General features: G+C 71.2%; 28 protein-coding genes. 12 read left to right on the top strand and 16 right to left on the bottom strand.

Annotation, left to right across the window (positions count from 1 at the left end; translation table 11 throughout):
- From JWR81_RS03275 to JWR81_RS03220, 12 genes are all read right to left on the bottom strand, one after another.
- Window positions 1–349 (bottom strand): cbb3-type cytochrome c oxidase subunit I (locus tag JWR81_RS03275; RefSeq protein ID WP_297646409.1); only part of this gene is annotated, 349 nt, incomplete at its 3' end.
- Window positions 350–881: 532 nt separating this feature from the next.
- Window positions 882–1,175 (bottom strand): hypothetical protein, encoded by a 294-nt coding sequence (locus tag JWR81_RS03270; protein ID WP_297646407.1) that lies wholly within the window; start codon window positions 1,173–1,175, stop codon window positions 882–884.
- Window positions 1,176–1,264: 89 nt separating this feature from the next.
- Window positions 1,265–1,507 (bottom strand): hypothetical protein, encoded by a 243-nt coding sequence (locus tag JWR81_RS03265; RefSeq protein ID WP_297646405.1) that lies wholly within the window; start codon window positions 1,505–1,507, stop codon window positions 1,265–1,267.
- Window positions 1,508–1,654: 147 nt separating this feature from the next.
- The gene (locus JWR81_RS03260; protein WP_297646403.1) at window positions 1,655–2,017 is read right to left on the bottom strand and encodes an STAS domain-containing protein; all 363 of its coding nucleotides are present in this window, start codon (window positions 2,015–2,017) and stop codon (window positions 1,655–1,657) included.
- 206 nt (window positions 2,018–2,223) lie between these two features.
- Window positions 2,224–2,397, bottom strand: coding sequence for a hypothetical protein (locus tag JWR81_RS03255; RefSeq protein WP_297646397.1), 174 nt, complete (start codon window positions 2,395–2,397; stop codon window positions 2,224–2,226).
- Window positions 2,398–2,430: 33 nt separating this feature from the next.
- Entirely contained in the window at window positions 2,431–3,261 is an 831-nt protein-coding gene (locus tag JWR81_RS03250) for a helix-turn-helix domain-containing protein (RefSeq protein ID WP_297646395.1), read from the bottom strand.
- Window positions 3,262–3,961: 700 nt separating this feature from the next.
- Window positions 3,962–4,315, bottom strand: a complete 354-nt coding sequence (locus JWR81_RS03245) for a non-heme iron oxygenase ferredoxin subunit (RefSeq protein WP_297646393.1) — start codon at window positions 4,313–4,315, stop codon at window positions 3,962–3,964.
- An 8-nt stretch (window positions 4,316–4,323) separates the two neighbouring features.
- Window positions 4,324–5,283 carry a non-heme iron oxygenase ferredoxin subunit gene (locus JWR81_RS03240; RefSeq protein WP_297646391.1) on the bottom strand — a complete coding sequence of 320 codons (960 nt, stop codon included), beginning with the start codon at window positions 5,281–5,283 and terminating at the stop codon, window positions 4,324–4,326.
- A 137-nt stretch (window positions 5,284–5,420) separates the two neighbouring features.
- The gene (locus JWR81_RS03235; protein ID WP_297646389.1) at window positions 5,421–6,206 is read right to left on the bottom strand and encodes a TIGR01458 family HAD-type hydrolase; all 786 of its coding nucleotides are present in this window, start codon (window positions 6,204–6,206) and stop codon (window positions 5,421–5,423) included.
- Window positions 6,207–6,243: 37 nt separating this feature from the next.
- On the bottom strand, window positions 6,244–6,717 hold the full coding sequence (locus JWR81_RS03230) for a hypothetical protein (protein WP_297646387.1): 474 nt from the start codon (window positions 6,715–6,717) through the stop codon (window positions 6,244–6,246).
- A 2-nt stretch (window positions 6,718–6,719) separates the two neighbouring features.
- Window positions 6,720–7,334, bottom strand: coding sequence for a hypothetical protein (locus tag JWR81_RS03225; RefSeq protein WP_297646385.1), 615 nt, complete (start codon window positions 7,332–7,334; stop codon window positions 6,720–6,722).
- A 43-nt stretch (window positions 7,335–7,377) separates the two neighbouring features.
- Window positions 7,378–9,567, bottom strand: a complete 2,190-nt coding sequence (locus JWR81_RS03220; RefSeq protein WP_297646383.1) for a multicopper oxidase family protein — start codon at window positions 9,565–9,567, stop codon at window positions 7,378–7,380.
- Window positions 9,568–9,772: 205 nt separating this feature from the next.
- Here JWR81_RS03220 and JWR81_RS03215 point away from each other — a divergent pair, with 205 nt between their 5' ends.
- Complete coding sequence (locus JWR81_RS03215; protein WP_297646381.1) at window positions 9,773–10,006, top strand: hypothetical protein; 234 nt, start codon at window positions 9,773–9,775, stop codon at window positions 10,004–10,006.
- A 10-nt stretch (window positions 10,007–10,016) separates the two neighbouring features.
- Here JWR81_RS03215 and JWR81_RS03210 read toward each other — a convergent pair whose 3' ends face one another.
- On the bottom strand, window positions 10,017–10,151 hold the full coding sequence (locus JWR81_RS03210) for a hypothetical protein (RefSeq protein WP_297646380.1): 135 nt from the start codon (window positions 10,149–10,151) through the stop codon (window positions 10,017–10,019).
- A gap of 215 nt (window positions 10,152–10,366) precedes the next feature.
- On the opposite strand from JWR81_RS03210, the gene JWR81_RS03205 reads away from it, so the two are divergent.
- A complete protein-coding gene (locus JWR81_RS03205) occupies window positions 10,367–11,791 on the top strand; it encodes an aldehyde dehydrogenase family protein (RefSeq protein WP_297646378.1) in 1,425 nt (474 codons plus the stop codon).
- A gap of 233 nt (window positions 11,792–12,024) precedes the next feature.
- Here JWR81_RS03205 and JWR81_RS03200 read toward each other — a convergent pair whose 3' ends face one another.
- On the bottom strand, window positions 12,025–12,444 hold the full coding sequence (locus tag JWR81_RS03200; protein ID WP_297646376.1) for a hypothetical protein: 420 nt from the start codon (window positions 12,442–12,444) through the stop codon (window positions 12,025–12,027).
- Between the two features lie 204 nt (window positions 12,445–12,648).
- Here JWR81_RS03200 and JWR81_RS03195 point away from each other — a divergent pair, with 204 nt between their 5' ends.
- The 4 genes from JWR81_RS03195 to JWR81_RS03180 all read left to right on the top strand — a co-directional run bounded on the left by JWR81_RS03195 (window position 12,649) and on the right by JWR81_RS03180 (window position 16,692).
- Window positions 12,649–14,274: a GMC oxidoreductase gene (locus JWR81_RS03195; protein WP_297646374.1), complete on the top strand. Its 1,626-nt coding sequence runs from the start codon at window positions 12,649–12,651 to the stop codon at window positions 14,272–14,274.
- 295 nt (window positions 14,275–14,569) lie between these two features.
- Entirely contained in the window at window positions 14,570–14,800 is a 231-nt protein-coding gene (locus JWR81_RS03190; protein ID WP_297646372.1) for a hypothetical protein, read from the top strand.
- Window positions 14,801–14,884: 84 nt separating this feature from the next.
- The gene (gene couO, locus JWR81_RS03185) at window positions 14,885–15,751 is read left to right on the top strand and encodes a 4-hydroxyphenyl-beta-ketoacyl-CoA hydrolase (protein ID WP_297646370.1); all 867 of its coding nucleotides are present in this window, start codon (window positions 14,885–14,887) and stop codon (window positions 15,749–15,751) included.
- A 197-nt stretch (window positions 15,752–15,948) separates the two neighbouring features.
- A complete protein-coding gene (locus JWR81_RS03180) occupies window positions 15,949–16,692 on the top strand; it encodes a dienelactone hydrolase family protein (RefSeq protein ID WP_297646368.1) in 744 nt (247 codons plus the stop codon).
- 6 nt (window positions 16,693–16,698) lie between these two features.
- Here JWR81_RS03180 and JWR81_RS03175 read toward each other — a convergent pair whose 3' ends face one another.
- Complete coding sequence (locus JWR81_RS03175; RefSeq protein WP_297646366.1) at window positions 16,699–17,097, bottom strand: PPOX class F420-dependent oxidoreductase; 399 nt, start codon at window positions 17,095–17,097, stop codon at window positions 16,699–16,701.
- A gap of 96 nt (window positions 17,098–17,193) precedes the next feature.
- Here JWR81_RS03175 and JWR81_RS03170 point away from each other — a divergent pair, with 96 nt between their 5' ends.
- The 6 genes from JWR81_RS03170 (at window position 17,194) to thpD (ending at window position 22,157) form a co-directional block, all read left to right on the top strand.
- Complete coding sequence (locus tag JWR81_RS03170; protein ID WP_297646364.1) at window positions 17,194–17,535, top strand: YciI family protein; 342 nt, start codon at window positions 17,194–17,196, stop codon at window positions 17,533–17,535.
- Window positions 17,535–18,788 carry a sigma-70 family RNA polymerase sigma factor gene (locus JWR81_RS03165; RefSeq protein ID WP_297646359.1) on the top strand — a complete coding sequence of 418 codons (1,254 nt, stop codon included), beginning with the start codon at window positions 17,535–17,537 and terminating at the stop codon, window positions 18,786–18,788. The genes JWR81_RS03170 and JWR81_RS03165 overlap by 1 nt, the downstream gene beginning before the upstream one ends.
- Window positions 18,789–19,041: 253 nt before the next feature.
- The gene (gene ectA / locus JWR81_RS03160) at window positions 19,042–19,566 is read left to right on the top strand and encodes a diaminobutyrate acetyltransferase (RefSeq protein WP_297646357.1); all 525 of its coding nucleotides are present in this window, start codon (window positions 19,042–19,044) and stop codon (window positions 19,564–19,566) included.
- A gap of 7 nt (window positions 19,567–19,573) precedes the next feature.
- The gene (ectB, locus tag JWR81_RS03155) at window positions 19,574–20,839 is read left to right on the top strand and encodes a diaminobutyrate--2-oxoglutarate transaminase (protein WP_297646355.1); all 1,266 of its coding nucleotides are present in this window, start codon (window positions 19,574–19,576) and stop codon (window positions 20,837–20,839) included.
- On the top strand, window positions 20,836–21,246 hold the full coding sequence (locus JWR81_RS03150) for an ectoine synthase (RefSeq protein ID WP_297646353.1): 411 nt from the start codon (window positions 20,836–20,838) through the stop codon (window positions 21,244–21,246). The genes ectB and JWR81_RS03150 overlap by 4 nt, the downstream gene beginning before the upstream one ends.
- A complete protein-coding gene (gene thpD / locus JWR81_RS03145) occupies window positions 21,246–22,157 on the top strand; it encodes an ectoine hydroxylase (protein ID WP_297646351.1) in 912 nt (303 codons plus the stop codon). Before JWR81_RS03150 ends, thpD begins: the two co-directional genes overlap by 1 nt.
- Before the next feature lie 78 nt (window positions 22,158–22,235).
- Here the strand turns inward: thpD and JWR81_RS03140 are convergent, their stop codons facing one another.
- Window positions 22,236–23,021, bottom strand: coding sequence for an SGNH/GDSL hydrolase family protein (locus JWR81_RS03140; RefSeq protein ID WP_297646349.1), 786 nt, complete (start codon window positions 23,019–23,021; stop codon window positions 22,236–22,238).
- Window positions 23,022–23,066 lie beyond the last annotated feature (45 nt).

The following is a 23,066-nucleotide window of genomic DNA, read 5'->3' as shown; positions in this document are numbered from 1 at the left end:
GTGGGAATGCGACGTCGGGGGAGCCGATGCCTAGTGGCACGATGTAGTTGGCGAAGCCGAACAGGATCGGTGTGGCGTAGAGCAGCAGCATGATGGTGCCGTGCATGGTGAACAGTTGGTTGTACTGCTCTTGTGACAGGAATTGGAGTCCTGGTCGGGCGAGTTCGGCGCGCATGAGTAGTGCCATCGCGCCGCCGGCCATGAAGAACCCGAACGCGGTGAACAGGTACAGGATCGCGATGTCCTTGGGGTCGGTGGTGTGCAGCATCTTCAGCAGCACGGACCCCTTCACCGTGGGTCGGGCCGGGTAGGGCCGGGTGGTGATCGGTTTCGGAGCTACGTCGGTCATGCCAGCCTCCGGCCGCAGTGGACACGCATCCGCGTCGTGGCCGTGGTGGCCACGCCGCCGCGGCAAAGTGTGCCGCAACAGTTGCCTCTGCGCATCCCCCGTGGCGGGGTGAGCGGATCGAAGAGTCGTCGGGCGGTGCGGTCTGGCCCCGGCCGGTCGCGAGGGGGTCCTGGTTCGGTCCTGGTATTCGGTCGCGGTCTGGGCGGTCCACAGCCCGAACACCGCCAGCCCCAGCAGGCCGGCGCCGAGCCAGCGGCGTGTCCCGATCAGGGCGTTGCGCAGCCGGGCGGTGACGCCGGCGGGTGGGCGGGGAACACGTAGGCGGTCGGGCCCAGGGTCGCGGTGAGCCGGACGCCACCCATACCACCCGATCCCGCCCAGGTAGTGGTTGGCCACGCCCACAGCTACCAGCAGGGCCCCGGCCAGCACGGCCGGCCGCCCGGCGACCAACGCCCGGGTACCCATCACGGCACCGTGCCGACTGGTCGGGGCGGCGTCGAGCGCCGGGAGTGCGGAGGGGCGCAGCGAACTATTACGAACTCTTGCGCACCGCCGATAGTCGCGCCGATTCGGGTGGAGTGCTGCCGTCAGCGCGCTCGGCGAGCCGCGCCCCCTGGGGCACGATGCCATCGCGGGGGTGCCGTTCCAGCACCGCGGCCGCGGTGAGCTCGACCGCCGCGCCGAGGATCCCGCGGGTGGCCGGCGTGTTCTCGCTGGTGGGAGTGCCGATCATGGCGAGGCCGCCGGCGGCAGCGAGGGCGCTGCCGGCGAACACGATCGGCATCTCGCGGTGCGCGTCGTGCCAGGCGGGGATGGCGGTGTCCACGGGCAGTGCTACGGCCGACTTCCGTCCGAGACGCTCCATTCGCACAGCCCTCGACCCGACCGCGGCACGGCCGTCGAGCGACCCGGGCGTCAGCTCCCGACGGGCGAGCGGGGCGCGCCCGTGCTCGAGCGCCGGGGCAGCGGGGTGCTGCGCACCCACTGGCCCGCCGCGTCACGCTCGAAGTCGTCGAGGAGACGCCGCAGCGCGTCGCGTGTGCCGCGTGCGCCCAGATCGACCTCGGCGAAGCGGCCGTCGAGCATCAGCTGCGCGAGGGTGCTGCGCGGGCGCTGGGCGGATGTCTGGCTGATGAGCCAGTCCTCGAACGTGATCACGGTGGAGTCCTCCAGGCTGGGGAGCGGGCCCTTTCACGATGCCAGCGGGCTGGCTCCACTCGCCGTCGCTTGTGACCCATCCGTCCTGCGAGCGGTCCGGGCAACCGCGGCATGCGCCACGCTCGGAGCAGCGGGCCACCGGCACCGTCAGCTGTTTCCGTGCAGTGTCCGCTCCGCCGATTCGATGCTGTGGTGGATGTCGAACAGGTCCTTCGTCTCACCGTCGTCGAGCACGTTCTCGACAACGATGTCCGTGGTCACGAGGTACAGGCCGATGTCCGCCTGTCCGGCGCGACAGGCGAGGTCGACGAGCGCCTGCACAGCGCCGTCCCGGAGCCCCACCAGCGCGGACAGGTCGAGGACGATCGCCCACGGCGAGTGGTCGAGGCACTCGTCGACGACGAGGCGGAGCGTGTCCGCGGTCGCGAGGTCGAGCCGGCCCCGGACACGCACGAGCGGCACACCTGGCCGGAGCTGGTCGGTCTCGACGACGAACGCCTGCTGTTCCACTACCGGTCCGATGGCCCTTTCCCTGTGCATGCGCGGTGGCACTCCTCGTCCGCGACTCCACGTCAGTCACACGGATCCGACCTGCGGCCGGCGTACGGAACGGGCGGCGCTCTGTCCGATTGGCTCGGAATCTACCGTCTGCGGCCCTGGTCGCGCCGCACAGCCCGGAGGGACGTAGGCGACGTCCACGGCGATCCGTGGAGGTGCTACTGGTCGAGGTCTCCCGGAAGGACCCGACCGGCGAGGCGGAGCCGACGGAGCCGGTCGCCCGGCGCACGCACGCGGAACACGTCCACGAGGTCGCGGCTGCTCGGCCCGGACGGCGTCGATGCGACCGGGCCGGACGCGGGCTGGGCGGCCGGAGCGTCAGGGGTGGTCATCGGTGTTCCCCGGTCCTTCCCACTCGGGGCGTCTCAGGGCGCCCCCCACCTCGCGGCGTCAAGGATGCGGCTGACCCAGACCGCCGTCTGCAGGCTCGGCCAGTTCCGGTGGTCGCGGACGTCGGGTCCGGTTCCGTCGATGTCCGCCGCGCCGCGCAGGCTCAGCGAGGTGATCAAGTGCATGCGGTACCGGACGGTGCTCCGATGGACCCTGAGGTCGCGGGCTGCGGCGGTGAGCTCGCCGGCGTGCCGGATGTAGGTCGCCAGCGTTTCGACGAGCTCGCTGCCCTCCTGCGCGTCGTGCTCGCGCACCGGCCCGAGCCAGCGCCGCACGAATTCCTCGGCCTCGACCCGGTCCGCCCTTAGGGGCAGGACCGAGTCGATCCGCAGGTCCGCGTACACCGTGATCCCGCCCGTGCCGCCAGGCTCGGCCCGGCGCACCGCCAGCGCCCGCAGCGCCTCGCGCCATGACCGCGGGACGTCCGAGGGCTGCTCGCAGGACCCCCCGACACCGATCTCCACAGTGGGCCCGGGCAGGAGCTTGCGCACCTCCTCGTACAGCCGGCTCCACAGGCCCCCTGCGGCGCGCGGCGCCGGCCGCTGGGCCAGCAGCAGCACCAACTCCGCCCGCCTGCTCAGCAGCGGACCCATCTGTAGCAGCTCCGCGGCACGTTCGACCGACCGGGTGAGGGCGGTATCCGATGTGCCGGCCTGGTACTGGGTGACGATCATCCAGTGGGGTGCGTGCAGGTCGTACCCGAGGTCGTGGGCGCGGGCGTACGCGCTCGAGTCGTCCGTGCCCGTGACCAGGTCGTCCATCAGGGCTCGACGCCTGCGCAGTTCAGCGACGTTGGGTTCGCTCACGGGACCCCCGCTCACGTAGCGGGGCACCATATCGCTCGGCACGCCGTGCGGCGGTGCACCGCGCCGTCAGCAGGCTGCGTAATGAGGACGGCACACGGGGGATGCCGGGCGGGCCGAAGAACAGGTGACCGGGGCGTCGCGGAGGCGCACCGCACGGCAGCGCCCGTCCGTGCCCGGGCGGGCGCTGCCTCCGGCCGGCAGCATGGAGGGGTAGTCGCTGCCAACCGAGCGGCGCGGCGGAGGGGACCACCGCTGCCACGAGTTCTCTCGATGCTCGAAGCAGATCCGTTATCTCGCTGCCCCAGAAATGACGACGCGGCCGCGATCGCGCTGCCCGAGCGCCTCGCGATGGCCGTGTCGGTGGGCACATCTCCCGAACGAGGCCCCCGCCCCGCCGTGTCACCGCTGACGCCGGCCCCGGTCGGACGACGCTCGGACCCCGAGCGTGTCCCTGATGTCCGAGTTTCGCCGATGGACCGACGTGGGACGGCGTCGTAGTTCGGCCCGGTCGTCGTCGGTGAGCGGCCCGCTGCCCGTCGGGCCCGGCGTCAGGGCCTGCTGGAGGCGTGGGGCTGATGGCCGTGCTCGTCGCGATCGTCGTGGCCGTCTCGATCGTGATCGCGACCGGAGTCCTCGACAACCCGGCCCCGTAGGCCTGCGCAGGTCCGCGAGCGTCGAGCCGAACCGAGCTGCAGACCGCTCAGTGGTAGGGCTTGTGCGGGATCGCGGCATCGTTGAGCTGCTGCTCCATGTCCACCCAGATCGCGCCGTCCTCGATCTTGCAGGCGTACACGGGGATCGGGGCCACGGCCGGCACCCCGCGCGGCTCGCCCGTCCGGAGGTCGAAGCAGGAGTTGTGCGCCGGGCAGATCAGCGTGTCGTCCTCCTGCAGGTAGCCCTCGTTGAGGGGCTGCTGCTGGTGCGTGCACGTGTTGTGCACGGCGACCGCCTCGTCCTCGTAGAGACGGACGACGCAGACCGGCTCGCCAAGCTGGACGAGCATCATGTCGCCCTCCTCGAGCTGGTCGAGATCCGCTACCGCTTCCCAAGCCATGTGTCCTCCTAGGTCGTCGCGCGCCGGGACCGGGGCTGGGAGCCCCGTACCTCGATCCAGCCGTTGCGGATGCGCGTCGGCAGGACGGGCTGGGGGTGATGGGCGGGACCGCGCACGATGTGGCCGTCCCGGAGGTCGAACAGCGACTCGTGCAGCGGGCACGCGACGACGCAACCGGTGATCTCGCCGCGGCTGAGCAAGCCGCCGGCGTGGCTGCAGAGGTCGTCCAGCGCGTGCACCTGCTCGCCGTCGCGGTGCAGCAGGATCTGCCTGCCCTCGACCACCACGCCGGTCGACGCACCGTCGGCGAGGTCGGTCTCGGCGATCGCGCGCACCCATCGGCTGGGGCCGGTGGTCGTAGCCACGCGGTTCACCATGACCGCCTTGCCCTGCACGAGATGTCCGCCGACGAACCCGGCAGCCGCGGTGACGGTCATGCTGGTCATGGCGAGCGCGCGGGCGGAGGGCCGGTGCCCCGACAGCCGCGCCGCCAGCGAGGCGGCCTGGAGCGCGCTGCCTGCGAGGTTCAGCAGCCCGTGGAACAGCCCGACCCTGCGGTCGTCGCCGTCGCTGACGTTCCAGTCGGTGACGCCGGTGGCGATCGTGGCCGCCGCCGCGACGAGACCGGCCGCGCTCAGCGTGGCCGCGGGATCCATCCGGCCGCCGTCGTCCGCGCGGTCCTTGCCGAACATGTCGAGCACGAGGGTGCCCGACCACAACCCGATCGGCAGGTCGGACAGCGCCGCGTGGACGGAGTGCCCGGCCCACCGGCCACCGTGCATGAGCTCGACGGCCAGGTTGCCCCGGTACCTGTCGTACAGCGGCAGCGTCACCGCCGACACGCGGTCGTTGAGGGCGTGCAGCCACTTCCAGCGCTCGACCGCGGAGAACGCCTCGTGATGCCAGGTGGTCAGGCGGGAGGGCCCGCCGGAGGTCGCGGCGCCGCGCTGGTGATCGGTACCCGACATGAAGGCTCCTGCTCCTGGCTGCCACATCGCAACTCGCGCACCGTCCCACCTCGGTCGGGCGCCGGCTGTCTCATCGTGCGACTCCGCGGGGTCGATCTCGGGCCGGGAGCGACGCCGGCTCCGGCGCCTGGCCGCGGTCAGCCGATGCCGAGCAGTCCGGGGAGGTCGGCGATCGAGTCGATGACGTGGTCCGGCCGCCTGCCGTCCGTGCCGTCCTCGTCGGACGGCCGGTATTTGCCGGTGCGGACGAGGACACCGGTGATCCCGTTGTCCTGGGCGCCCAGGACGTCGCTGCCGAGGTCGTCGCCGACCATGACGACGCCGTCGCCCGACACCCCGAGTGCCCGCCGTGCGGCGTCGAAGAACGTGCCGGCGGGCTTGCCCACCACGACCGCCTCGACGCCGGCCGCCTCCTCCAGGCCGCGCAGCAACGCACCGGTGTCGAGCTGCAGACCCTCGTCGGTGCGCCAGTAGAGGTTGCGGTGCATGGCGACCAGCTGCGCACCGCGCTGGAGGTGCCCGAAGACGTCGTTCAGGGCCTCGTAGCCGAACTCTGGCCCCGCCCCGCCCAGCACCACGACCTCGGGGTCGGCGTGGGAGGGGACCAGGTGGACACCGTCGAGGTCGTCGGTGACGTCCCCGCTGTTGAGGAGCAGGCAGCGCGCGTCCGGGTGGTGTTCCCGCAGGTGGGCGGCGGTGGCCGCGGTGGCCGTCAGGATCTCGTCGGGCCCGACGGGGAACCCGGCGTCGGCGAGGACGCGGGCCGTGCCTGCCCTCGTGCGCGATGTCGTGTTGGTCAGGAGCACCACCGGCAGGCCCGCCTCCCGGACGGCCCGGACCGCGTCGACGGCTCCGGGCAGCGGCTCCCAGGAGACCGTCAGCACGCCGTCGATGTCGAGCAGCACCCCGCGCACGTCATCCACAGCCCGTTCCTAGCACCTCGGCCGGCGAGGTCCGGTATCAGACGAGCGTGCCCGCCACCCAGAGCGACCAGACGCCGACGGCGATTACGGCGAGCGCACCGGTCGTCCAGAACCGCGCGCGGGGCGGCAGCGTCGCCGGGAGAGCCGCGAGGGCGACGACGCCGCCCAGGACCAGCCCGATCCCGAGCAGGTCGGGATCGGGACGCGGGCCGGTCGGCCCGATCGGCAGCCCGACGTTGCGGACGTAGACGTCCACGAGGAACAGCGCGGCGGTCACGGCGATCACGGCCACGTCCCGCCGCGGGCGGCTCCCCCTCCACAGGCGTGGTCCGAGGACGAGCTGCACCGCGCCGGCCGCGACGAACAGAGCGAAGAGCCGGACCTCGTGGCCGAGGTAGTCGAGGGCGACCGCGACGTGCAGCGCACCCGCCGCCACCAGGGCGATCGTGCCGACCGCTCGGCGGCGGTCGGGCCGGATCGCGACGGCTTCGGGATCGACGTGGGTGGTCATGGTCAGGCCTCCGTAGCGGCCGCGGAACGCCGGAGGGCATCAACGCGGCCGCCGCGCATCGCGACGATCCAGCCGACGGCCACGACGTTGGTGACGAGCAGGACCGCGGCCACGTAGAGGACCGCCCGAACGTCGGTCTCGAAGGTGAGGTTCTGCGCGACGCACTCCGCCCCGCAGGTGCCCACCGGGTCCGGCGTGAGCGAGTGGAAGTGGGAGGACCGGGTCTGCTGAAGCTCCGCCAGCTGCAGCTGGTAGTCGTAGAGGGCACTCGCCGTGACCTGGACGACTCCCACCAGCGTGGCCGCCGCGACCACCAGCGCCGCCGCCGCCGCGGTCCTCGCCGGGGTGTACGGCGCCGCGTCGAAACGCCGGCGGGCGAGCGCCAGCGCCCCGACCACGGCGACCAGGAACACGGGCAGCATCAGGGTCGAGTGCAGCAGCCAGTTGGCGAACGGGCTCCGGACCCGCTGGATGGCACCGACCGCCTCCTGCACGGACGTCAGCCAGAACCCGTCGGCGTAGGCCAGGACCACGCCCAGCGCGACCGCGGTCGGCCAGTGGACGGGCAGTGCGCGGCGGACGGAACCGAGTCGTTCCGTGGCGAGGCCGATCGACATGGGAGCTCCCGCTCGTCGGGGTGAGAGGCGTCGGACGGGGCTCTTACGTGATCTCCCAGCCGAACATCATCGCGTGGTCCTCGTGCGCCAGGTTGTGGCAGTGCGCGACGTACGGTCCGACGAAGTCACGGAACCCGCGGTAGATGATCACCGACTCGCTCGGGTCGAGCGCCACGAGATCCTCGCGGGAGACGTCGTCGGGGTGTCCCGGGCTCGAGGCGGTGACGTCCTTGTTGTTGCGCATGACGGTGCGGTGCTCCTCCATGTGGAGGTGGAACGGGTGCACCCAGCCCCCGCCGCCGTTGCGGATCTCCCACAGGTTGAAGCTGCCCATCTTCTGCTGCGCCAGCGGTGTCCTGCCCGCCTTGTTCTTCAGGCTCGTGGCGTTGACCAAGGGGTCGAACGGCTTGTCGTTGATCAGCCACTCGGTCTCGCCGCCTGCGCTGCCGCGCTTCACCTCGAAGATCAGCCGGTTGTCCAGCATGCTCTGCCAGTTGCTCGGCAGCGGAGGCAGTGCGCGCAGCGGCTTCTGGTCGAAGACGATGCTGTCGTCCCGCTCCGGCGGTCCGTCGTCGATGATGATCTTGATCATGGGCACCTTGTAGTTCGGGTCGGGCAGGAAGCGCGACGAGTTGCTCCACATCCGGCCGTCGGGCATCTTCATGACGTTGGTCAGGTAGATGACGTCACCCGGGCTGGTCGGCGAACCGTCCTGGTAGGTCATGAAGTCGACCACCATCTCGCGCCGCTTGGCCGGCCACAGCTCGAACGAGTCGCGCTTGAACGCGAACGGCACGAGCCCGCCGTCGGAGGCCACCTGCATGAACCGCATGCACTGCTGCCCGTCCGGGATGCGGTACTGGCCCTGCAGCTCGGTGCCCTGCAGGCCGAGCGACACCGCCGACTTCGGGCCCTGCGTGGAGGTCATCAGCTTGAACTCGTAGATCCGGGAGATCGACGCGTCCAGGAAGCGGAAGCGGTACTTGCGGCGCTTCACGCGCAGCACTGGGTAAGCCGTGCCGTTGACGGTGAAGATGTCGCCGGTGAAGCCGTGGTTGGGGAAGTGCTTGAAGAAGGTCTTGCCCCACCACTCGGGGTGCTTGGCCGGGTTCTTGACGCCCTTGAACTCCGAGTCGTGGATGTCGTTGTGCAGCGTGACGCCGTCGTCGAGACGCGTGTCGTAGAAGGCCAGCGGGATGTCGTACCTGACGTCGAACGAGCCGTTCGAGTTGTTCGTGCGGACCCCGGGCAGGCGCAGGCCCTGGCGCTCGTCGCCGCCGTCGGTCATGCCGGCCGAGCCCATCGGCTTCGGGTCGTAGATCGGGTAGAGACCGACGAGTCCCTTGTAGACGTTCGAGCCGGTGTGGTCCATCCGGTGGTCGTGGAACCAGAAGAAGCTCTGCTTCTCGCGATCGTCGCTGGCCGCGGGCCAGTTCAGGTAGAGGTTGTCCACCCACTGCTTCGGCAGATAGCCGTGGTGCTTCGGGCCCCGCGTCATCGAGTAGTGCGGGTTGCCGTCGCTCTCGGGTGCGGTGTGGCCGTTGTGCAGGTGGGTGAGGAACGACAGGTCGGGTGTCCCGAAGTCCTGGCGGTCGAGGTTGAGCGGGTTCTCGTCGAGCATGTTCGTGAACCGCACGAGCGCAGGCTTGCCGTACTCGGCATTGATCATCGGGCCGGGGAAGGTCCCGTTGAAGCCGTAGATCGTGCTGTTGGGCAGGGTGCGCAGCAGGCCCGCGGGGTACGTCTTGCCGGATGCGTCGAAGGACACGGCGGGCTGGCCGAAGGTGTCGATCGGGAGCACCTGCGAGGAGGTGAACGCGTGCTGGTCCACCTTGACGTCGATCTTGTAGACGATCGGGTCGGGGGACCGGACCCTCTGGTCGTCGGACCAGCACTGGTGCTTCTCGTTGCCCAGGGAGTTCTGCTGGCCCTCGCCCGGTCCGGGCGGGCTGGGCCAGGTCGTGAAGTCCGACCTGTCCACCGGCCGGAGCGCCTGCGGGACGGGCAGCGGGTCGACGAACGGCGAGAGGATCAGCGGGCTGGTCGGGAACGCCTCGGTGTAGATGTTGTCGGCGAGCGCGATGGAGGCGCCGTCGAACACGCCGTCGGCCGAGAGCAGGCCGCTCTGCTGCAGCGAGGGCACGATCAGTTGCTGCGCGGCCGTGAGGCCCACGGCGGCGGTGCCGACAGCACTCGCGCGCAGCATGGTCCGCCGGGTGAACAAACGGTCCACAATGGACTCATCGGACATATCGATCGTCCTTTCCCTCGCCGATCGGTCTCGGTGGCCGACCATTCCGGTCCCGCACGGGCCGGCGGCGCCATGTCACCGGTCGAAGGACGACAATGCTGTGGCGCAAGGGATCCGAGGCAGCCGTTGTTGGGGTGTCGGTGGCACCCGTAAATGGGGGAGTCGGCCTTCTCGGGAAAGGGGATTCGTGACGGACGAGGAGCTGGTCGTCGAGTTCGCACTGACCCGCCTGGACAATCCCGGCCTCGATCTGGAGGAGATCGCCGCGCTCGTCGTGCGCCGGGTCGGGCCGGACCAGCTGCTCCAGTTCGCCTCGCAGAACCTCGCGGTACGGGGCGAGCTGCGGGGCGGTGCGTTCGAGTCGGCCGTCGAGTGCGTCCTGCGGATCGTGCTGAAGCTGCGGGACGGCGGGGACGACTGACCCCGACGGCTCAGGAGCCGGCGGTGGCGGGCGGGCCGAGGAGCGTGACGTGCTCGGCCCCGATGAACGACGTGACCTCCGCGATGCGCCCGTCGCGCAGGCTCGCGCCGGCCCTCGCCCGAGCCCATCCCGACCTGGTCCGCACCGCGATCGCCCACGAGGCGCCGCCCCGCGGCGTTCGTCACGCGGCTACGCGAGGTCCTGGTGGGCGCTGAGGCGAACCGCACGTCGACCGGACCATAAAGGGTTCTAGTTCCCCGTCGTGACCTCGCTCGGGCTGACTGTGTCGTACGTCGGGTTGATCAGTGCTCCCCGTCGTGCCTAGACTAGAAAGGATTCTAGTCTACCGAGGAGTGACGGGTGCAGAACGCGGATCGTTTCTATGTCGCCGGTGAGTGGGTGGCGCCGTCCACGACGGCGACCCTGGACGTGATCGACCCCTCCACCGAGCAGCCGATCGCCACCGTGGCCCTCGGTGGTGCGGCCGATGTCGATCGGGCGGTGGCGGCGGCTCGCGCGGCCTTCCCGTCCTTCTCGGCCACGCCGGTGGCCGAGCGGATCGCGCTCCTGGAGCGCATCATCGAGGTCTTCCAGAGCCGCGGCGAGGACCTCGCCCAGGCGATCATGGCGGAGATCGGGGCTCCCGCCGAGCTGGCGCGGGCAGCCCAGGTCGGTGCCGGGCTCGGGCAGTTCGCCTCCGCGCTCGACGCCCTGAAGAACTTCGCCTTCGAGGAGACCCGGGGCACCACCCTGATGCGCCACGAGGCCATCGGGGTGTGCGGGCTGATCACCCCGTGGAACTGGCCGCCGCTGCTCATCGGCGCCAAGGTGGCTCCCGCGCTGGCGGCCGGCTGCACCATGGTGCTCAAGCCGTCGGAGCTGGCCCCGCTCAACGCCGTCATCCTCGCCGAGATCCTGCACGAGGCCGGTGTGCCGGCGGGCGTGTTCAACCTCGTGCACGGCGACGGGCCCACCGTCGGCTCGGCGCTGACCTCGCATCCGGACGTCGACATGGTGTCGTTCACCGGGTCCACCCGCGCCGGTGTGGAGGTGGCCCTGAGCGCGGCGCCCACCGTCAAGCGGGTGGCGCAGGAGCTGGGTGGCAAGTCGGCCAACATCCTGCTCGACGACGTCGACCTCGCCGTCGCCATCCCGCGCGACATGGGCGACGTGTGCGCCAACTCGGGCCAGTCGTGCAACGCCGGCACGCGCTTCCTCGTGCCGGAGGCGCGGATGGCCGAGGCCGAGGCCATCGCCCGCGACGCCGCCGCGGCGATCACGGTCGGCGCGCCCGACGAGCCCGGCGTCCGCATCGGCCCGCTGATCTCGCAGGCGGCCTACGACAAGGTGCAGCGACTCGTGCAGAGCGCTCTCGACCAGGGCGCCACCCTGGTGGCGGGCGGCCTCGGGCGGCCCGAGGGCCGGGAGAAGGGCTGGTTCGTCCGGCCGACCGTGCTGTCCGGTGTCACCAACGACATGACGATCGCGCGCGAGGAGATCTTCGGGCCGGTCATCACCCTCATCGCCTACACCGACGAGGACGACGCCGTCCGCATCGCGAACGACACCGAGTACGGCCTCTCCGGCTTCGTCTCCTCGGCCGACCCGGCGCGGGCGCGCGAGGTCGCGAAGCGGATGCGCACCGGCATGGTGCACATCAACGGGGCCGGCCTCGACTTCGCGGGTGCGTTCGGCGGTTACAAGCAGTCCGGCAACGGACGCGAGTACGCCGACTTCGGGCTCCGGGAGTTCCTGGAGATCAAGTCGGTCTTCGGCGGGGCCTGACGCCGGCCGGGCCGCGGCCCGGCCGGCACCGGGTCACTCCGCCCGGATGTCGGCCGGGCGCTCGCGCGGCGCCTCGGCCGGCACCGGTCTCGGATGCGAGATCCGCGAGCGTCCCGGGGTCCCGCGAGTCGGCGACGCGCACCTCGTGCCCGAGAGCCCTGAGCTTGCGGGTGATGCCGATCCTCATGCTCGCGTCAACCCGGCGCCCGCGGGGCACTCCCGCCGCGCGGCGCCTAGCTCGACCTGCGTGCGGACAGGGCGTCGAGGACGAGGCCCGCGCCCATGCCGAGCAGCCAGACGTCCTTGGCGATCGCGGTGCCCTGCTGCGTCGGACGGATCCCCTGCCGCATCCCGGGCGTCCGGACGTAGAGCCCGAGCAGCCCCGCGGCGAAACCGGTCAGCCCGACGCCGGCCACCCCGGCGGGGACGAACGGCGCGAGGAGCGCGGCCCCCAGCCCGATCTCCGCGCCGGCGAGCAGCTTGAGGAACCTCGGCGGGTCGATCGACTTCAGGAACGGGTAGGTGCCCGCCGCCATGCCGTGGAGGCCTGCGGCGGTCTGCTCGTCACCCGACCACTTGCCCAGACCGGCGTTGAGGATGAAGGCGCCCGCGGTGAGGCGGACCGGAAGGTGGGACGGCGTCCATCGGGGCACGGATCCTCCAGGTCGATGAGTGAGAGCTCAAGTTGTCGAGGGGACGTTACCCGCGTTCGAGCCGTCGGGCCCGCCGATCGTCCGGACCCGGTGACCTGCGGCTGAAACGCCCTCCGATCGGGCACCGCATCGCCACCGTCGGGGCGACGTTGAACGACCGTGGAGCCCGCTCCACCGTGCCGATCGACGCTGGAGGCGTTCACCATGGACTTCCGGGACCTGCGGGCCCTCCACCCGGGGACCGTGCTCGACGCCGACGTCTGCATCGTCGGCACCGGGCCGGCCGGTCTCACGCTCGCCCGCGAGCTGGCCGGCAGCCGGGTGAAGGTCGTGCTGCTGGAGAGCGGCGACCGCGACGAGGACGCCTGGAACGACGCGCTCAACGCCACCGAGAGCACCGGCCGCCGCCGGGTCACCGACGAGTTCGCCGTGCGCAACCGCGTGCTCGGCGGGACGTCGCACACGTGGTCGGGCCGCGCCGCCGTGTTCGACGACCTGGACTTCACCCACCGTGACTGGGTGCCGAACTCCGGCTGGCCCCTCGACCGCCGCCTGCTCGCGCCCTACTTCGCGCGGTCGATGCCCTACCTCGGCATCGACGTCGCCGACAACACCGACGAACGCACCGTGGCCGCCCGGTCGGCGACCAGCCCGTCGTTCGACGCGTCGCTGCTCCGGCACTACTCGTGGACCTACAGCCGCGACTCGGCGAACCCGCGTGACTCGATGCGGTTCGGCCCCGACGCGCTGCGGGTGCACGCTCCCACCGTGCGGGGCTTCCTCAACGCCACCGTCACCAGCATCGACGTGGACGCCCCGGGGGAGGGCGTCGACGCGGTGGAGGTGACCGGGCGCGACGGGCAGCGCCGCTCCGTGCGGGCGCGGTTCACCGTGCTCTGCGGCGGTGCGATCGAGAACGCGCGCCTCCTGCTGGCGTCGAACCGACGGATCCCGGCCGGCCTCGGCAACGACCACGACCTGGTCGGCCGCCACCTGATGGACCACCCGCGGGGCATGGTGGGTCGGTTCCGGCAGAGCGATCGCGTGGCGGTGCAGCGCATCTTCGGTGACTACCGCACCACGGTCGGCGGCGAGACGTTCCTCTCCACGCCCGGCGTCGCGTTGAGCCACGAGGTCCAGCGCGCCGAGGGACTGCTCAACTGTGCACTGTGGATGGTCGGGATCCCGGTCGAGGACGATCCGCTGACGTCGCTGGGGCGGCTCGCGCGCCGCGAGGCCCCGGTCGGACGCAACGCCCGGAACGTGCTGCGCGGCGCGGCGATGCTGGCCGAGGGCACCAAGCGCCGCATCGTCGACCACCGCGGCCCGCTCCGGGACGTCGCGTCGCTCGACGTGGTCTGCATCGTCGAGCAGGTGCCCGACCCCGAGAGCCGCGTGACGCTCGCCGACACCGTCGACGCGTTCGGCACGCCGATCGCGCGCATCCACTGGCGCAGCAGCGAGCAGGAGATCGCGACCGTCACCCGCACCGCACGCGCGTTCGCTGCGGAGATGCGCCGGCTCGGACTGCCCGCCCCCGACCTGTACGACCTCACCACCGAGGACGCGTACACGCGGGCGTTCCACGACGCCGCCCACCCGTCCGGCACCACGCGGATGGCCGCGTGCCCGACCGACGGCGTGGTCGACACCGACGGCGCCGTGTACGGCGTCGACGGCCTGTACGTCGCGGGGAGCTCGGTGTTCCCGACGTCCGGGCACGCCAACCCCACCCAGATGATCGTCGCACTGACGATCCGGCTGGCCGACCACCTCAAGGCGCAGCTGCACTCCGCGGCCCCGACGGGCCGCGCGCGGGCGCGCGTCTAGAGCTGCGTCATGGGCGCGGAGTGCCTTCTCCCGGCCGGTACTCGGGCAGGGTGAACCGCTCCGCCGTCGGCGTGCTGAACCGCTGCGCCAGGCGACCGGCGAGCGCGCTCGGTGCGACAGACGTCATTCCAGTTACTCAACCGGTTGGCGATCTCGGCGGTTTCTGTGCGCGCCCGCCGGGGAGGTCACCTCGCAGCCACTGAAACGCTGCGGTGCGTGACTGCGATGAATGGGTGAACCGCCTAGCCGCCACCCGGCCGAGGACCCGCTCCCCGGTCGTCAGGAGGAAAGTCGTATGAGCACCGATGTCGTCGCCACCGACCGGAACGACGCCGTCCGGCACGCGGTCCCCGCACCCCGGCGCGCGGCGGGTGAGAACCGTGCACGCGAGCGGGAGGTCGTCGCCGCGCTGGTGCGCCTGCGCCCGCTGCTGGCCCCCGCTCCCGACGCCCGCGCCCGGGCCCGCCGCCGTCTCGTGGCGGCCCTCGCCGCCGAACGGCCGGTGTCGAGGCGGATGGCGTCCTGACCCTGCTCCCTGACGCTCGGGGCTTCCCGATCACGGGCGTAGCGTCGGGCCCGCCGGACCGGACGGCTCGCGGGAGGACCTGAGATGGACGTGGCCGCACTGGACGCGATCGACGTGCACGTCCACGTCGAGCAGGACGGCCATGGCTGCTTCTCCCTCGACCAGGAGCTGATGGACGCGTCGGCGACGTACTTCCGCGCCGACCAGGACCGCACCCCGACGGTGGAGGTGATCGCCGAGCACTACCGGGCCCGCAACGCCGCCGCCGTGGTGTTCACGGTGGACGCGCCGTCGGGCACGGGGCACCCGGCGCTGTCGAGCGAGGAGATCGCCGACGCCGCGGCCGCCCACGCCGACGTGCTCATCCCGTTCGGGTCGGTGGATCCGCACGGCGGGAAGGCGTCGGTCACACGGATCCGGCGGCTGGTGGGGGAGCACGGGGTGCGGGGGTTCAAGTTCCACCCCAGCCTGCAGGCTTTCCGTCCCGACGACATCGCGTTCTACCCGCTCTACGAGACGATCGCCGAGCTCGGCGTGCCCGCGCTGTTCCACACCGGGCAGACGGGGATCGGAGCCGGTCTCCCGGGCGGACGCGGGATCAAGCTGCGCTACTCCGACCCCATGCTGCTCGACGACGTGGCGGCCGACTTCCCGGATCTGACGGTGGTGCTGGCGCACCCGTCGGTGCCGTGGCAGGACGAGGCGATCTCGATCGCGACGCACAAGGCGAACGTCTACATCGACCTGTCGGGGTGGTCGCCGAAGTACTTCCCGCCGCAGCTGGTGCGCGCCGCGAACTCGCTGCTGCGGGAGAAGGTGCTGTTCGGGTCGGACTTCCCGGTGATCACCCCCGACCGCTGGCTGGCCGACTTCGCGACGCTGGAGATCAAGGACGAGGTCCGGCCGCTGATCCTCAAGGACAACGCGGTGCGGATGCTCGGCCTGGCGTAGCCGCGGACAGGACCGTCACGGCGACGGCCGGCGCCGTCCAGATGCTGCGGGCGGAGAGCGTGGTGCTGGTCATGTCGGTGCCTCTCGGTCAGCGGGAGCTCGTGCACCCGCCAGGGACGGACCGGGGCCGTACCGAGAACTCATCGCCGACCGGAGTAGAACGGCCCCACCATCGTCGTCACGACAGGATCGGGCCCATGCCACGCACCGACGTCACCATCGCCGCCCCGGACGGGGACTGCAGCGCCACCCTGCACACGCCCGAGGGCTCGGGCCCCTGGCCCGCAGTGATCATCTTTCCGGACGCCGGTGGCGTCCGGGACACGTTCCGCACCATGGCCGACCGGCTGGCCGGGCTGGGCTACACCGTGCTGCTGCCCGACGTGTACTACCGCGAGGGCGGGTTCGAACCCTTCGACATGGCCACGGTCTTCTCCGACCAGGAGCAGCGCACGCGGCTGATGGGGATGGTCGGGAGCCTCACCAACGAGAAGATCGTCGCGGACGCGGGCGCGTTCCTGGACTTCCTCGCCGAGCGTCCCGAGGTGGCCGGCACGGGCGTCGGCACCACCGGCTACTGCATGGGCGGGCGGGCCTCGATGCTGGTCGCCGGTAGCCACCCGGACCGGGTCGCGGCGGCGGCGTCGTTCCACGGCGGCCGGATCGCCGTGGAGGACGACCCGAACAGCCCGCACCTGCTCGCCGACCGGCTCCGCGCCACCGTCTACGTGGCAGGCGCCGAGAACGACGGGTCGTTCACCGCGGAGCAGGCCGCGCTGCTGGAGGACACCCTCACGAAGGCCGGCGTCGCCCACACCGTGGTGACCTACCCGGCCGCGCACGGTTTCGCGGTGCCCGACAACCCCACCTACGACGCTGCGGCCGAGCAGCGGCACTGGGAGGCGATGGAGGAGCTGTACGGGACCGCGCTGAAGTTCTGACGCCGCTCAGATGCCCGTGATCCGGCGCGCCTCGATCGTGAGGATCAGACGCACCTGGTCGCGGCCGCCGTACCAGGGGTAGGGGGTGCCGAGGTAGCGCTGTGCGAGCGCCTCGATGTGCTCCACGGCGCCCTCGGTGCTCGTTCCCGTCACCCGCCCGCGCACGGCGAAGTACCGCGCTGGCGCCGCGGGATCGGAGACGGCCACCGCAATGCGTGGGTCGCGCTCGATGTTGCGCACCTTCTGGTGGGTCTGCACCGTGTTGATCAGGATGTTCGTCCCGTCGGTGTCCACCCAGGTCAGGGTGATCTGCGGCGAGCCGTCGGGCATCAACGTCGTCAGGTAGCACGGGCTGGGCTGCTTCAGGAGCGCGAGCAGGTCGTCGGGCAGTGTGACCGGGGCCATGATGATCCTTCGGGGCGGGTGTCGATCCGGCGGGGAGCCGTTCGTGTGGAGGGTGGGCGCCCGGCACCGGGCCGACGCCCACGAGGAGGAACCGAGATGACGCAGTACCTGCTCAGCATCTACCAGCCCGACGGCGACACTCCCGCGCCCGAGGTCCTCGAACCGATCATGCGCGACGTCACGGCGCTCGCGGACGAGATCAAGGCCGCGGGCGCCTGGGTGTTCTCGGCCGGCCTGTTCCCGTCGAGCACGGCCACCGTTGTGCGGCCCGACGCGCTCGTCACGGACGGCCCGTTCACGGAGGGCAAGGAGCACCTCGGCGGGCTCACGGTGATCACCGCTCCCGACCTGGACGCGGCGCTGGAGTGGGGCCGCCGGATGGCGGTGGCCACGACCCTGCCGGTCGAGGTGCGGCCCTGCCGCGACGTCACGGGCTGATGCCCGACCTCGCCGACGTCGGCCGGGTGTTCCGCGAGGAGCACGGCCGTGCGGTGGCGGTGATGGTCCGCGTCCTCGGCGACATCGAGCTCGCCGAGGAGGCGGTCCAGGAGGCCTTCGTCGAGGCCGCCAGGCGCTGGCCCACCGCCGGCCTGCCGCCCAGCCCGGCGGGCTGGATCATCACCACCGCGCGCAACCGGGCGATCGACAGCCTGCGCCGCGAGGCGTCCCGCCACGACCGGCACGCCCAGGCCGCGCTCCTGCACACGCGCGACGAACCGGCCGAGGAGGGCCCCGTGCGCGACGACCGGCTCCGCCTGATCTTCACCTGCTGCCATCCCGCCCTCGCCCCCGCGGCCCAGGTGACCCTGACGCTGCGCCTGCTCGGCGGGCTCACCACCGCCGAGATCGCGCGGGCCTTCTTCGTGCCGGAGCCGACGATGGCCCAGCGGCTGGTGCGGGCCAAGGGCAAGATCCGCGACGCGCGCATCCCCTACCGCGTCCCCCGCGACGCCGACCTCCCCGAACGGCTGCGCGCCGTGCTGGCCGTCGTCTACCTCGTGTTCAACGAGGGGTACACGGCCAGCTCGGGCGAGGAGCTCGTGCGCGAGGACCTCTGCGCCGAGGCGATCCGGCTCGGGAGGCTGCTGGCCGAGCTCATGCCCGACGAGCCGGAGGTCACCGGGCTGCTGGCGCTGATGCTGCTCATCGAGGCGCGCCGGCCCGCCCGCACGGCCGAGGACGGTGAGATGGTGCTGCTGGCCGACCAGGACCGCGCCCGGTGGGACCGCGCGCTCGTCGACGAGGGGCAGGCGCTGGTGCGGCAGTGCCTGCAGCGCGGTCGTCCCGGGCCGTACCAGGTACAGGCCGCGATCAACGCCGTGCACAGCGACGCGGCATCGGCGGCGCTCACCGACTGGTGGCAGATCGTCGCCCTCTACGACCAGCTGCTCGCGGTCACGCCGAGCCCCGTGGCGGAGCTGCACCGGGCCGTCGCCGTGGCCGAGGTGGACGGCCCTGCCGCCGCGCTCGCGCTCGTCGACGCCCTGGACCTTGACGGGATGCACCTCCTGCACGCCGTCCGGGCCGACCTGTTGCGCCGGCTCGGGCGCTACGGAGAGGCGGCGCGAGCCTACGACGCGGCGGTCGAGCGGGCCGCGAACGCCGCTGAGCGTGAGTTCCTGCGCCGCCGCCGGGCGGCGCTGCCGGACGGGCCGGGAGCCGCGGACACCGCGGTGGAGCAGGCGCGCTGACCGCACCGCACAGCGATCGGGGTGCGAGGATGTGATGGTCGTTGCGGACCCGTGATAAGGGCCGGACCGGGACCCGGAAAGCGGCGGCGAGCACCGGCCGAATGTGCGTACTGAGCAGCGGTGACGCGCCGGTAACCGATTCCTGTGCGCTTCAAACGCGGTCGTGATAGCCGTCACTTCAGGTCACCCGGATCGTGGCGGAACGGACGCTCAGGACGGGACCGAGCGATCGACCCTGTTACCTTCTGATGACATGTCCGCCCCCGTATCGCTCCCTTCCGTCCACGACGAGAAGGCCCCGCCCGTGGTGATCGGGCATCCCTCGCCGCGAGACGCGGGTGCCTGCTGGGAGCTCGTCAAGGCCACCGGTGTACTCGACGTCAACTCTCGGTACGCCTACGCGCTCTGGTTCCGGGACTTCTCCAAGACGTCCGTGATCGCCCGCATCGACGGTCGGCTCGCCGGCTTCGTCAGCGGGTACGTCCGGCCCGACGAGCCCTCCACGCTGGTCGTCTGGCAGGTGGCGGTCGACGAGTCGGCCCGTGGGCGGGGCGTGGCCGGCGCGATGCTCGACACGCTCTTCGAGGGCGTGCCGAATGTCGACCACATGGAAACCACCATCACTCCCGACAACGACAGCTCGATCGCGCTGTTCAGCGGCTTCGCAGCGAGGTGTTCCGCGGACGTGCAGCGCAGTGAGCTGTTCGGCTCGGAGGTGCTCGGGGTCGAGCACCTGCCCGAGGTCCTGTTCCGAATCGGCCCGATTACCCGAGGATGATGTCGTAATGACCGTGTTCGACGATCTGGAATCCCAGGTTCGCAGCTACTGCCGTTCCTGGCCGGTGGTCTTCGACACCGCAGTCGGATCCCGTCTGACGGATGTGGACGGCAATTCGTATCTCGACTTCTTCGCGGGTGCCGGGGCGCTGAACTACGGGCACAACCCGCCCGCTCTCAAGAAGACGCTCATCGACTACCTGATGCGCGACGGCATCACGCACGGCCTCGACATGCACACGAAGGCCAAGCAGGAGTTCCTCGAGACCTTCCGCGACGTGGTGCTCGAGCCGCGGGGCCTGGACTACAAGGTGCAGTTCCCCGGCCCCACCGGCTCCAACTCGGTGGAGTCGGCGCTGAAGCTCGCCCGCAAGATCACCGGTCGCGAGGGGATCATCAACTTCACCAACGCGTTCCACGGCATGACGCTGGGCGCGCTGTCGGTGACGGGCAACTCGATGAAGCGCGACGGCGCCGGCATCCCGCTGGTGCACGCCACCCCGATGCCCTACGACAACTACTTCGACGGCACCGTCCCGGACTTCATGTGGCTGGAGAAGCTGCTGGCCGACTGCGGCAGCGGCCTCAACGCGTCGGCCGCCGTGATCGTCGAGACCGTGCAGGGCGAGGGCGGCATCAACCCCGCCCGCATCGAGTGGCTGCAGGAGCTCGATGCGCTGTGCAAGCGCAACGACCTGCTGCTCATCGTCGACGACGTGCAGATGGGCGTCGGCCGCACCGGTCCGTTCTTCTCGTTCGAGATCGCGGGCATCGAGCCCGACATCGTCTGCCTGTCGAAGTCCATCGGCGGCTACGGGCTCCCGATGGCGCTCACGCTGATGAAGCCCGAGCACGACCAGTGGGGCGCCGGCGAGCACAACGGCACGTTCCGCGGCAACAACCCTGCGTTCGTCACGGCCACGGCTGCGCTGCGCGAGTTCTGGAGTGACGACACGCTCGAACGCTCGACGATCGCCAAGGGTGAGCGGGTCGAGGCCGTGTTCACCGAGCTGGCCGCGGCCTCGCAGGCCGTCGAGCTCATCCCCAAGGGCCGCGGCCTGGCCCGCGGGCTGTCGTTCAGCCAGCCCGAGCTGGCGTCGAAGACGTGTGCCGCGGCGTTCGAACGGGGACTGCTGATGGAGACCTCCGGACCGTCCGACGAGGTCATGAAGGTCATGCCGGCGCTGACCATCACCGACGACGAGCTCACCGAGGGCCTCGAGATCGTGAAGGAGTCGGTGCGCGCTGTGACTGAAGGAGTGTCCACCTCATGATCGTTCGCTCGCTGGACGAGATCACCGGCACCGACCGCGACGTCAAGACCGAGAACTGGCGCAGCAAGCGCATCGTCCTCGCGGGTGATGGTGTCGGGTTCTCGGTGCACGAGACCGTGCTCGACGCCGGCTCGATCAACGACTTCTGGTACGCCAACCACATCGAGGCCGTCTTCGTCACCGAGGGCGAGGGCGAGCTGTACGACAAGGACAACGACACGACCTATCAGCTCGCGCCGGGGTCGATCTACGTCCTGTCCGGTAACGAGCGCCACCAGCTGCGTCCCCGGACGCGGATGACCACGGTGTGCGTGTTCAACCCGCCCGTGACCGGCCGCGAGGTGCACGACGAGAACGGTGTGTACCCGCTGATCACGCCGGCGGAGGAGGAGAAGGAGGCAAGCTGATGGCCGTGACCGACACTGCGACCGGCAGGCGGACCCCGGACCGCTACCCGACGCGGATCGCGGACCGGCCGCTGCTGATCGACCGGGCCGAGCCCGCTGTCTGGAGCAACGACCCCGGCCTGCTGTCGGCTGATGACCTCGCGTCGCACCAGCGTGACGGCTTCATCACCGTGCCGCAGCTGCTCACGCCCGACGAGGTCACGCTGTACTCGGCCGAGCTCGACCGGCTCGCCACCAATGCGGGAGTCAAGGCGGACGAGCGCACCATCGTCGAGAAGACCTCGCAGCAGGTCCGCTCGGTCTTCGAGGTGCACAAGCTCAGCGACGCCGTCGCGAAGCTCGTCGCCGACGAGCGCGTGGCCGGCCGGGCCCGCCAGATCCTCGGCTCGGACGTCTACGTCCACCAGACGCGGATCAACTACAAGCCCGGCTTCGGCGGCGGCGGGTTCTACTGGCACTCCGACTTCGAGACCTGGCACGCCGAGGACGGCATGCCCTCGCCGCGCGCGGTGAGCATCTCGATCTCGCTGACCGAGAACTTCGCGCACAACGGCTGCCTGATGATCATGCCAGGCTCGCACAGGACGTTCGTGTCGTGTGTCGGTGAGACCCCGGCCGACCACTACAAGGAGTCGCTGCGCGAGCAGGAGATCGGCACGCCCGACCGGGAGAGCCTCACGACACTCGCCGACGCTCACGGCATCCAGATGTTGACCGGTGCCGCCGGCTCGGCCACGCTGTTCGACTCCAACTGCATGCACGGGTCGGGCAGCAACATCACGCCCTACCCGCGCTCCAACATCTTCGTGGTGTTCAACAGTGTGGAGAACACGCTGGTGGAGCCGTTCTCGGCGCCGTCACCGCGCCCGACCTACATCGGGGCGCGCGACTTCACGCCGCTGCCCCGCTGACGGTTCCGCAGACGGGAGGGCCCCCGCCCTCGGTGCGGGGGCCCTTCTCTCGTCGATGACCGAGACGACCCAGGCGGCTCAGACGGCGGGGCGGCGGCCTGCGTCCAGGGGCAGCAGCTCGGGGCGCTTGGGCAGGAACCCGTCGCCGGTGTGACGGCCGCGGACGCGGTTGTGCACGAACGGGAGCACCCAGTTGCGCATCCAGCGCAGGTCCTCGAGCTGGCGGTCGCGCCACGGAGCGGGCGCGGCCTCGGGGAGCGGGGCGCGCCAGTCCTCCGCGACGGGCTCGCCGAGCGTCTCCAGGAAGCGCAGCATCACGCGCTTGTGGCCCTCCGCGGTGAGGTGCAGCCGGTCGCTGCCCCACGTGCGGGGGTCGGCCAGCGGGGCCATGCCCCACAGGTCGACGACCGTGCTGCCGTGCCGCTCGGCACTGGCGCGCATCAGCTCGTTGTAGCAGGCCACACGCCCGCGCAGCCTGCGGATCAGCGGGTGCATACGCCCGAGGTCGAAGCCGGTGAACACCACGACCTGGGCGCCGGTGGCGGTGACCCGCTCCAGCGCCGTGTCGAAGCGGCGGGCGAGGTCGTCGGTGTCGCAGGAGAACCGGATGATGTCGTTGCCGCCGGCGCAGAAACCCACGAGGTCGGGACGCAGCCGCTCGGCCACCGGTAGCTGGTCCTCCACTATCTGGTCGAGCAGCTTGCCGCGCACGGCCAGGTTCGCGTAGCGGAAGCCGGGATCGCCGGCGCCCAGCTGCTCGGCCACACGATCGGCCCAACCCCTCGGGGTGCCGTCGGCCCGCAGGTCGTCCAGTCCCTCGGTGAAGCTGTCACCGATCGCGACGAAGGTGTTCCATCGGCTCACGCGATCGCCCCTCTCGTTCACATCCCCGTCATCGCGGCGACGGCT

The organism is Pseudonocardia sp., from assembly GCF_025965585.1.
Lineage (GTDB): Bacteria > Actinomycetota > Actinomycetes > Mycobacteriales > Pseudonocardiaceae > Pseudonocardia.
This window is presented reverse-complemented; position numbering and strand designations above follow the sequence as displayed.